The organism is Massilia sp. CFBP 13721, from assembly GCF_014842025.1.
GTDB lineage: Bacteria > Pseudomonadota > Gammaproteobacteria > Burkholderiales > Burkholderiaceae_D > Telluria.
In genome coordinates, this window is record NZ_JACYUY010000009.1 from 80,246 (window position 1) to 91,738 (window position 11,493).

Consider the following 11,493-nt stretch of genomic DNA (forward strand, 5'->3'; position numbering starts at 1 on the left):
GATTGTTCTAGTTGTTTTCGGAAGCGTCGAGTTCGCTCAGCAGCTCGGCCAGTTCTTCCTCGCTCATCAGGTCCATCGCATCCTCGTCCATGGTCGCGATGGCGACCTTTTTCTCGATGCGCAGCGCCAGGTCCTGCAGGGCCGGATGCTCGTAGAAGGTCTTGATGTGCAGCGTGATGCCGAACACTTCCTCGATGCGCGAGGCGAGCTGGGTCACCAGCAGCGAATGCCCGCCCAGTTCGAAGAAGTTGTCGGCGCGGCCCACCTGGCGGCGCCGCAGCAAGGCTTGCCACACCTCGGCCAGCGCCGTTTCCGTCGCCCCCTCGGGCGCGGCGAAAGCGGCGCCGCCGCTTGCCGCCGGCCCGTCCGGCAACGGCAGCGCCGCGCGGTCGAGCTTGCCGTTGGGCGTGAGCGGCAACGCCTCCAGGCGCACGAATGCCGACGGCGTCATGTAGCCCGCCAGGCGCAGGCGCAGGTCGGCCTTGAGCGCGTCCGCCAGCCCGGCGTCCTGCCCGGTCGCGGCGGCCTGGGACACGACATACACGACGATGCGGCGTTCGCCCGGCTGGTCTTCGCGCACGATCGCGACGGCCTCCTTCACGCCCGGATGCTGCAGGCAGGCGTTCTCGATTTCGCCCAGCTCGATGCGGAAGCCGCGCACCTTGACCTGGTGGTCGGCCCGGCCCAGGTAGTCGAGCTGGCCGTCGGCGCGGTGGCGCACCAGGTCGCCGGTGCGGTACAGGCGTTCGCCCGGCTCGGCGCTGAAGCGGTTCGGTACGAACTTCTCGGCCGTGAGGCCGGGACGCTGCAGGTAGCCGCGCGCCACGCCGACGCCGCCGATATACAGTTCGCCCGTGACGCCCTGCGGCAGCAACTGCCCGCCTTCGCTCAGCACGTAGAACTGGGTGTTCGCCACCGGACGCCCGATGGTCTCGGCGCCGCCCGCCTGGCGCTGCGCCCAGCTCGAGTAGGTGGTGCCTTCGGACGGGCCATACAGGTCGACCACCTGGCCGACCGCGGTTTCCGCATACACGCGGTCGACCAGGGCCGCCTTGAGCGGCTCGCCCGCCAGGTTCAGCACCCGTGCCGACGCCGGGAACAGTTTGCGGTCGAGCAGCACGCGCGCCGCCGAGGGCACGGTGTTGACGAGGGTGACCAGCGCCCGGCTTTCCGCGTCCAGCGTGTCGAGCGCGAGGATGTGGTCGACCAGGATGCAGGTGTGGCCGGTGGTCAGCGGCAGGAACAGTTCGTAGATCGACAGGTCGAAGCAGAACGAGGTGCCGGCCAGCACGCCGGTGCGGTCGGCCTCGGCCACCTTGCTGCCGGCCCAGTGCAGCAGCGAGCTGGCGCCGCGGTGGTTGATCGCCACGCCTTTCGGACGCCCGGTGCTGCCCGAGGTGTAGATGATGTAGGCGAGCCGGTTCGAATCGATCGCCCGGCCCGGGTCGGCCGCTGGAAAATCGCCGCCCTCCTCTTCCACGCACCAGCGCTTGTCCACGGCGATGCCCAGCTGGTGCGCCAGCTCCGCGGTGGTGATCACCACCGGCATGTCGGCGTCGCCCAGCAGGTACTGCACGCGCGCCGCCGGATAGGCCGGATCGATCGGCACGTAGCAGGCGCCCGCCTTGAGCACCGCCAGCAGGCTGACCACGCTCTCGGCCGAGCGCGGCAGGCAGATGCCGACACAGGCTTCCGGCGCCAGGCCGCGCGCGATCAGCGCATGGGCGCGCCGGTTGGCGCGTGCATTCAGTTCGGCATAGCTGACCGACTGGCCGCCGCAGCGCAGCGCGGTGCGCTGCGGATGGCGCGCGGCCTGCCGTTCGAACTGGGCATGCAGGGTGAGCGCCTGCGGATAGTCCATCGCGGTCGCGTTCCAGTCGACCAGCTGCAGCGCCAGGTCGGCCCCGCGCACGACGCGCAGGTCTTCGATGACGGCCTGGGGCTGGGCCACGACCTGCTCGAGCAGGTATTCGTAGGCCGCCGCGAAGCGCAGCATGGTGGCGCGGTCGAACAGGTCGGTGTTGTATTCCAGGCTGCCGATCAGGCCTTGCGGCGTTTCCTTCATGCCCAGCGTGAGGTCGAAACGGGCGCTGCCGGCGCTGCTCTCGAACGCCACCGGCGCCACGTCGATATCGCTGAACGCGGCGCTCTGCAGCGGCGTATTCTGCAGCACGAACATGACCTGGAACAGCGGCGAGTGGCTCAGGCTGCGCTGCGGATTGAGCGCCTCGACCAGGCATTCGAACGGCAGGTCCTGGTGCGCATACGCGTCCAGGCAGCTCTCGCGGGTGCTTTTCAGGAAGTCGGCGAAGCGCGCCTTGCCCGGCACCTGGTTGCGCAGCACCAGGGTATTGACGAAGAAGCCGATCAGGTCCTCGGCTTCGCGGCGGTCGCGGTTGGCCACCGGGGTGCCGATCACGATGTCGGACTGGCGCGCATAGCGTGCCAGCAGCACCGCGTACACCGACATCAGGGTCATGAACAGGGTCGCGCCCTGCTTGCGGCCAAGCTGCTGCAAGCCTTCGGACAGCGCCAGTGGGAAGCGCAGCGCCACGCTGTCGCCGTTGAAAGTCTGCTCGGCCGGACGCGGCCGGTCGAACGGCAGGTCGAGGCTGGCCGGCAGGCCGGCCAGGCGTTCGCGCCAGTAGTGCAGCTGCCCGTCCAGCACGGCCGCGTCGAGATGCTTGCGCTGCCAGGCGGCGAAGTCCTGGTACTGGATGCGCAGCGGGGCGCGCTCGATGGCGCCGCCGGCGGCCAGCGCCTGGTAGTTTTCCACCAGCTCGCGGAAGAAGATCGCCATCGACCAGCCATCCGAGACGATGTGGTGGAACACCGCGAACAGCACGCAGGACGGCTCGGCCTGCGACAGGTCGCGCACGACGTGGAAGCGCACCAGCAAGTCACGCGCCAGGTCGAAGCGGAAGTTCTTTTCTTCCAGCCAGACCCGTTCGAGGGCCGCCGCGCCGGCGGCCTCGGAGAACACCGGTTTGACTGCTTCGAACGGACGGATGTCCTGCACCGCCTCGCCCTTGTTCTTCGAAAAGCGCGCGCGCAGGATGTCGTGGCGGCGCACGATGGCGTTCAGGCTCTCGACCAGCAGGTCGAGGCGCAGCGCGCCCGACAGGCGCAGCGCCAGCGGAATGTTGTAGGTCGGCGCCGCACCCATCAGCTGGTCGAGGAACCACAGGCGCTGCTGGGCGTACGACAGCGGCAGCGGCGCGTCGCGCCCGGCCGCTTCGATCGTGTCGGACGGGCTGGCGGCGGCCACGCTGCGCAGCGCGTCGATGGCGCGCGCCTGTCCTTCCAGGCTCTGGTGCTCGAACAGCTGGCGCATCGGCAGCGCGCAGGCGAACACGTCGCGGATGCGCGAGAGCAGCTGGGTGGCGATCAGCGAGTGTCCGCCCAGTTCGAAGAAATTGTCGTCGCGGCCGACGCGTTCGCGCCGCAGCAGTTCGCACCACAGACCCGCCAGCAGCTCTTCGGTGGCGCCCGTCGGCGCCACGAATTCGCTGTCGCCGGCGTCGCCGGCCGGCAGCGGCAAGGCGCGCCGGTCGAGCTTGCCGCTCGGGGTCAGCGGCAGCTTGTCGAGCAGCGTCACCGAGGCCGGCCACATGTAGTCGGGCAGCGCCTGGCGCAGCTGCGCGCGCACGCTGCGTTTCAGCGCGGCGCCCGCCTCCGTGTCCAGCGCGGCGCTCAGTGCGGTCAGGTACAGGGCAATCTGCAGTTCCCCCGGCTGCTGGCCGTCCCACAGCTTGACCACCGCCTGGGCCACGCCGGCCACGCCGGCGGCGGCCAGTTCGATTTCGCCGGCTTCGATACGGAAGCCGCGGATCTTGAACTGGTGGTCGCGGCGGCCGGCGTAGTCGAGCGTGCCGCTGGCGTCCATGCGCACCAGGTCGCCGGTGTTATAGAGGCGCTCGCCCGGCTGCGCCGCGAACGGATGGGGCACGAAACCGGCCGCGGTCGCCGCGGCCTTGCCGAGATAGCCGCGCGCCAGGCCGGCGCCGCCGATGTAGAGCTGGCCGACCACGCCCAGGGGCACCCGGTTCATCTGTTCGTCCAGCACCCAGGCGTCGGTATTGGCGATGACGCGGCCGATCGGCACCGGCCCCGCCGCCAAGGCATCGGCGCCGGCGGCGCGGTGGCAGCTGACGTCGGCGCCGACTTCTGTCGAGCCGTACACGTTCGCCAGGCGCGCGTTCGGGAAGCTGCGCGCGAATGCGGCACGCTCCTCGCCCAGCACCAGCGCTTCGCCGCTGCAGAACACGTGGCGCAGCGCCGGCAGCGGACGCTCCAGCGCCAGCATCGCCTTGAGCAACGACGGCACCAGCGTGATCCGGGTCACGCCGCCCGCCGCCAGTGCGTCGGCCAGCCCGGCCGGGGAGCCGGCCTGCTCGCGCCCCACGATCAGCAGCGGCCGGCCCGACAGCAATGCCTGGAAGATTTCGGCGGCATGGTCGACGAAGCCGATGCGGGTTTTCTGGCACAGTACCTCGTCCGGCTCCACGCCGAACTCGGCCTCGGCCCACAGCAGGCGGTTCATCAGCGCGCGGTGGGTGCCGAGCACGCCCTTCGGCTGGCCGGTCGAGCCCGAGGTGTAGATCACGTACACGGCATTGGCCGGCACGGCGCCGGCGCCGGGGTCGGTGTCCGGGCAGGCGGCGAAGCGGCGCTCGTCCACTTCCAGCAGGCGCGCCGGATCGAGATGGCCGAGCGCCGAGGCGGCCAGCGCCTTGTCGGTCAGGATCAGCGCCACGCCGGAATCGGCGATCACGAAATCGCGTCGCGCGGCCGGGTAGTCGGGATCGACCGGCACGTAGCAGGCGCCGGCCTTGAGCACCGCCAGCATCGACAGCACCAGGTCGAACGATGGCGGCAGGCAGATGCCGACCCGGGTCTCGCGGCCGACGCCCTGCGCACGCAGGTAGTGGGCCAGGCGGTTGGCGCGCGCATTCAGTTCGCCGTACGACAGGCGGCGCCCCTCGTGCACCAGCGCGGTGGCGCCGGGCTGCGCCGCGGCCTGGCGCGCGAAGCGCTCGTGGACGCACGGCGGCGCGGCCGGGACCAGGCAGGCCGGCGCGTCATTCACGGCGGCTTCGTTCGCCAGCAGCAGCGACTTGTCGATCGGCGCGGCGGCGTCGGCCGTCATCTGCACCAGGATCGCCTCGACATAGCCGGCCATGCGTTCGCGCATGGCCGCATCGAACACGCTCGGCTCGGCGTTCACCAGGAACATGTGGCGGCCACTGGTTTCGTTCTTGCGCACGTTGACCAGCAGGCGGTAGTTGGTTTCGTCGAAGCCGCCGCCGACGTCCAGTTCCGCGCCCGCATTCGCGGTCTTGTAGACGTGGAAGTTGGTGTAGTTGAAGGCGGCGCCCGAGAAATCGAGGCCGCTGTCGGCCTGGACGGCGGCCAGCGGATAGTGGCGGATGGTGTAGTACTCGGCCAGGCGCGCGTCGGTCTGCGCGATCAGGTCGCGCCAGCGCATGCCGCGCAGGTCGCACGCGAGCGGCACCGCATTCAGGAACAGGCCGAGCATCTGGTCGGCGCCGGCCATCTCGGGCCGGCCGTGGGTGACCACCGAGCCGACCGTGCGGGCGCTGCCGTCGAGCAGACTCAGGAATGCCAGGTAGGCCGCGGCCCAGATCGATTTTTCCTGCACCCCGAGCGTGGCGGCCAGGTGCCCGACCCGCTCGCTCACCTGCGCCGAGACCGGGCAGGCGAAGCGCACGCTCGGCGTCTTGGCGCTGGCGGTCCACCATGGCACCCGCACCCCGTCGAGCAGCTCGGTCCAGTACTGCTTGCAGCGCGGCGAGGCCAGCGCGTCCTGCTCGAGGGTGATGAAATTGCTGTAGCGCGGCGGCGGCGTGAGCGGCGCCGGCGTCTCGCCGCGCAGCAGCGGGCCGTACACCTGCAGCACCTGCTTGATCAGGATGGCGTCGCTCCAGCCATCCATCAGCGCGTGGTGGACCACGAAGTTCAGGCGCACCATGCGCTCGGGCAGCAGGCAGACGAAGGTGCGCCATGGCGCGGCCGTGTCGATGCCCTGCGCCAGCACCCCGTCCTGGATGCCCAGCACCCGCGCCCGCAAGTCTTCCTGCCGCTCGCCGCGCAGGTCGAACACGTCGATCTGTTGCGGCGCGTCGGGCAGGACCAGCTGCAGCGGACGTTCGCCGTCGAGGTGGAAGGCGGTGCGCAGCACCGGGTGCAGCGCGGCCACCTTTTCCAGTGCGCGGCGGAAGCAGGTTTCATCCCATTCCAGGTCGAGCATGAACGACAGCACGTTCTGGTACAGGTTCAGTTCCGGATCGCGCAGCGAATGGAACAGCATGCCCTGCTGGAGCAGCGACAGCGGATAGGCATCCTGCACGGGGCGGCCATGCACCTGCGCCGGCAAGTGCGCGCGCTCGACCTCGGACAGCAGCGCGAACGGCGCCACTTCGTCCTCGCCGCCCTGCGCCGCGCCCTCGCGCACCACGCCGGCCAGGCCGGCGATGGTCGGATGGGCGAACAGGTCGCGGATGGCGAACTGGAGACCGGCCTGCCTGGCGTCGGCCACCAGCGACATCGAGCGGATCGAGTCGCCGCCGACGGCAAAATAGTTGTCGTCGATGCCGACCTGCGCCACGCCGAGGTTCTGCTGCCACAGCTGCGCCAGTTTCTCCTCCAGTGCATTCGTCGGCGCCGCGTANGCCACGTTGCGGTGTTCGACCAGGACGCCCTTGGGCTTGCCGGTCGAGCCGGAGGTATAGATCACGTAGGCCAGGTGGTCCGGCGTCAGCCCGGCAGGCGCCGGGTTGTCGCCGCGCTCGCCCTCGAGTCCGGCCAGGTCGGCGGCCGTCAACACCAATTCGGCGCCGCAGTCGGCCAGCATGTAGTCGATCCGGTCCTGGGGCGATGCCGGGTCGATCGGCACGTAGGCGCCACCGGCTTTCAGGATGCCGAGGATGGCCACCACCATTTCGGTCGAGCGTTCGATGACCAGCGCGACTAGGCAGTCGGGGCGGTCGGGACCGACGCCGCGGGCGCGCAGGCGGTGCGCCAGCTGGTTCGCGCGGCGATTGAGTTCGCCATACGTCGTCTCGCTACCCTCGAAGCTCAGCGCCACCGCGTCCGGGTTGCGCGCGGCCTGCGCTTCGAACAGCTGGTGCAGGCACCGATTCGTCTCGAAAGTATGGGGGCCGTCGTTCCAGCCGGTGAGGAGTTGCTGCCGCTCGGCCTGGCCCAGCAGCGCATAGTCGGCGATGGCGGCGTCGGGGCGCGCCACGATCTCCTGCAGCAGGTGCTCGTAATGGCCGAGGAAGCGCTCGATGGTGGGGCGGTCGAACAGGTCGGTGTTGTATTCCATGTTGCCGCGCAGGCTGCCGTCGGCCTGGGCGGAGAAGTTGAAGGTCAGGTCGTAGCGCGCCACGCCTTCGTCCTCGGCATACTGCAGCGGCGCGATCTCCAGTCCCGGGAAGGCACTGGCGGCGACCGGCGTATTGACCAGCGAGCAGGACACCTGGAACAAGGGTGCGTGGCTCAGGCTGCGTGCCGGATTGAGGCGCTCGACCAGGTGCTCGAACGGGACGTCCTGGTGCGCATACGCCTGCAGCGACATCTCGCGCGCCGCCACCAGCAGCTTGCGGAAGCTCGGCTGGCCGGACAGGTCGAAGCGCAGCACCAGGCTGTTGAGGAAGAAGCCGATCAGGCCCTCGGTTTCGCTGTGGCGGCGGTTCGCCACCGGCGTGCCGATCGCGACGTCTTCCTGGCGCGCGTAGCGTCCCAGCAGCAGCGCGAAGGCCGAGGCCAGGCTCATGAACAGGGTACTGCCGCAGCTGCGGTTGAGCGCCTGCAGCGACGCCACCAGGCCGGCGTCGAGCCGGCATTCGGCCATCGCGCCGCAGTAGCGCTGCTCCGCCGGCCGCGGCCGGTCGGTGGGCAGCTCCAGCAACGGCGGCAGGCCGGCCAGCTGGCGCTCCCAATACGCCATCTGGGCCGCGATCACCTCGCCGGTGAGCTGCTCGCGCTGCCAGTGCGCGTAATCGGCGAACTGGATCGGCAGCGGCGCCAGCGGCTGCGTCCCGGCGGCGCCGCTCTCGCGCTGGTACAGCTGGGCCAGGTCCTTGAAGAAGATCCCCATCGACCAGCCGTCGAAGACGATGTGGTGGAAGCTGGCGAGCAGCACCACCTTGCCGTCGAAGGCGGTGCGCAGCAAGCGCAGCCGCACCAGCGGCTCGTTCGAGAGATCGTAGCAGTAGCCGCGCTCGGCCAGGTAGCGCGCGTGCAGTTCCTCTTCGGTGGCGACGTCTTCGACCACCACGCAGGCGCGCCCGGCCGGATCGATCACCTGCAGCGCCTGGCCGTCGACTTCGGCGAAGCGCGTGCGCAGGGCTTCGTGGCGGTCGACGACCGCGTTCAGCGCGCGTTCCAGTGCGCCTTCGTCGAGCGCGCCGCCCAGGCGCAGCGCCAGCGGAATGTTGTAGACGGCGTTCGGCGCCATCATGCGGCTCAGGAACCACAGGCGCTGCTGCGAGAACGACAGCGGCAAGGCGCGCTCGCGCGCGACCGGGGCGAGCGCCGGCAGCGCCGCGCCCTGGTCCTGGGCCTCTTCGATCAGGCGCGCCTGCGCCGCCAGGTCGCTGTGCTCGAAGACCTGGCGCAGCGGCAGCTCGACGCCGAACACGTTGCGGATGCGCGCGACCAGCTGCATGCCGACCAGCGAGTAGCCGCCCAGGGCGAAGAAGTTATCGTTGCGGCCGACCCGCTCGCACTTGAGTAATTCCATCCAGATGTCGGCCAGCAGTTCCTCGCAGGCGCCGAGCGGCCATTCGAAGCGGGCGTCGCGGCTGCGCAGGAAGGGGCTGTCCAGCTGGGAGAAATCGACGTCGCCGTTGGGCATGCGCGCAATCTTCGCCACCGGCACCAGCGCCGCCGGCAGCAGGCAAGGCGCGGCGCCGGCGCGCAAAGCGACGCCAATGTCGGCGCCCGCCATGGCGTCCTCGTCTTCCGGCACGCAGTAGGCCACGGCCATGCCGGGTCCGCCGAAGCTGTCTTCCATTTCGAAGGCGACGTCGGCGACGCCGGGCTGCAGGCGCAGCAACTGCTCGGCGTCGCGCAGCAGGCGGCGCCGGATCGCCTTCCAGCCGTCCTTGCGGGCCGGCAGGACTTCGAGGTCGCCGTTCGACAGTAGCCGGGCGCGCACGCCGGTCGCCAGCAAGTGGCGCCCCGGCGCGGGCGCGAACGGATGCGGCACCAGGCGCGCGGCCGACTGGCCGCTGGCGCCCTGCAGCGTGCTTACCTGCACCGGACCGCCCACCAGCAGTTCGCCGACCGTGCCGACCGGCACCAGGGAACCGCCGTCCATCACATGAAACTCGCTGGCATCGGCACGCGCCAGCACCAGCGGCAAGTCCGGCAGCGGAGCGCCGCCCTGGCCGGGGCCGTCGAGGTCGACCGCCACGCCGGCCAGCAGGCCGCGCCACAGCTGCGGCCAGGCACCGTCGATGCCCTTGAAACGGTCGAGCATGCAGGCGGCGTCGCCTTGCTGCGCGCTGGCGGCATACAGCAGGCTGGCATGGCTGAAGCCGGCCGCCATGGCGGCGTCGCCGCAGGGATAGGCGCTGCCATAGGCAAGCGCGGCAAGCGCCTGCGGATCGATGGCGACGGCCGGATCCTGTGCGCCGGCCTGCAGGTAGCCGTCGTGGCCGGCGCGCAGGTCGAGGATGTGGGCGCCGACGCCGGGCAGGCGCGCGGCGCCGGGCGCGCGGCCCAGCACGGCGCGGGCGCCGGCGTTACGGATCGTCCACGACTGGCGCTGCACCGGCGCGGCCGCGTCGACCAGCACGTAGCTGCCGCCCAGCTTGAGCGCGGCGAGCATGGCGACGACGGTATCGAAGCTGGCATCCATCTGGACGGCGACCACGCTGCCCTGCCCGAGGCCGGCCGCGGCCAGGAAATTGGCGAGCTGGTTCGAACGGCGGTCCAGCGCGCCGTAACTCAGGCTGGCGCCGCCGGCCACCAGCGCCGGCGCCGCGCCGCGTCCCTGCAGCGCGCGCGCAAAGGCCCGGGGCAGGCTCGCCCCGGCGGCATCTACACCCTCGGCGGCGGCCGGCTGCGGCCATTGCTGCAGCTCGCGCTCGCCCGCGCCGATCAAGGCGTCGAGGCGGATCGGCTGGTCGTCGGCCGCGGTCATGGCGTCGACGATGTTGGTCACGTAGGCGCGGATCCGTTCCTGGCAGGGAGCGTCGAACAGCGCGCCGTCGCCGTTCACGCGCAGCACGTGGCGGCGTGCGGCGTCGAGTTTTTCGACGCTGACCACCATCGAATAATTGGTCTCCTCGAAGCCCTGGCCGCCCAGGATCTTCGACTTCACGCCCGACTCGCCGTAGACGTGGAAATTCAGGTAGCCGAACATCGAGCCGGAGAAATCGAGGCCGGTCTGGTTCTGCACGTCCACCAGCGGGTGGTGGCGGTAGGCGTACTGTCCGCGCAGTTCGGCGTCCACTTCGCGGATCAGTTCGCGCCAGCGGCGGTTGCGCAGGTCGACGCGCAGCGGCAGCGTGTTCAGGAACAGGCCGAGCATCCGGTCGGAGCCGGGCAGTTCCGGGCGCCCGTGGGTGGCAATCGAGCCCACCACGTCGGGCGAACCGTCGAGTAGCGCGACCAGGCTGACGTACACCGCCGTCCACAGGCTTTTTTCGGCCACGCCCAGCGCGGCGGCCAGCCCGATCATCTGTTCGCTTTGCGGCGCCGTGATGTCGCAGGCGAAAAACGTGCTCTGGCGCGAGCGCGAACCGGTCCACCAGGGCGTTTTGGCGTCGCGCATCTTGGCCGCCCAGTAGGCCTTGTTGGCGGCCGAATTCAGCGCTTGCTGCTCGAGCGCGACGAAGGTGCGGTAAGAAGGCGGCTTGGCCCTGCCGAAGCTGGTGTTCTCGCGCCCTTCGAGCGCCGCCGTGTAGCCGGAGAACAGTTCGGAGACGAAGTTCGCCACGCTCCAGCCATCCCACAGCGCGTGGTGGAAGGACAGGCCGAACTGGATGCGGCTGTCGTCGAGCACGTGCACGAAGGCTTTCCAGACATCCTTGGCCGGATCGATGGGGGTCGCCTTTTCGCTTTCGACCCAGGCGGCCAGCAGCGCCAGCTGCGCGCCGGCATCGACCCCGCGCAGGTCCTCGACCACCAGGCACGGCGCCTTGTGCTTCAGGACCACCTGCAGCGGACGGCCGGCATCGAGCTTGTAGACGGTGCGCAGCACGCCGTGCTTGGCGACGATCGCCTCCAGGGTGGCGCAGAACTTCTGCGCATCCCAGGCGGTGTCGATTTCATACGAAAACACGTCGTGGTAGACGCTCAGGTGGGCGTCCAGGGTGGAGTGGAACAGCATGCCTTGCTGCAGCATGGACAGGGGGAAGGCATCTTCGATGAGGCCAGCTGCTACGGTATTCTTGGTCATGGTCCTTCAATCCTTCGCGTCAATCCGCATGAAATTGGTCGGTGTGCGTACGTGTGTGT

At 70.1% G+C, this 11,493-nt stretch carries 1 protein-coding gene and 1 pseudogene; both read right to left on the bottom strand.

Annotated elements, in window-relative coordinates; genetic code table 11:
• Nucleotides 1-7: 7 nt before the first annotated feature.
• On the bottom strand, nucleotides 8-6,691 hold a 6,684-nt coding region (locus tag IFT60_RS26335; RefSeq protein ID WP_206759232.1), incomplete at its 5' end, for a non-ribosomal peptide synthetase.
• Between the two features lies 1 nt (nucleotide 6,692).
• Nucleotides 6,693-11,434 (bottom strand): annotated as a pseudogene (locus tag IFT60_RS27055) (condensation domain-containing protein); the annotation flags it as partial.
• Nucleotides 11,435-11,493 lie beyond the last annotated feature (59 nt).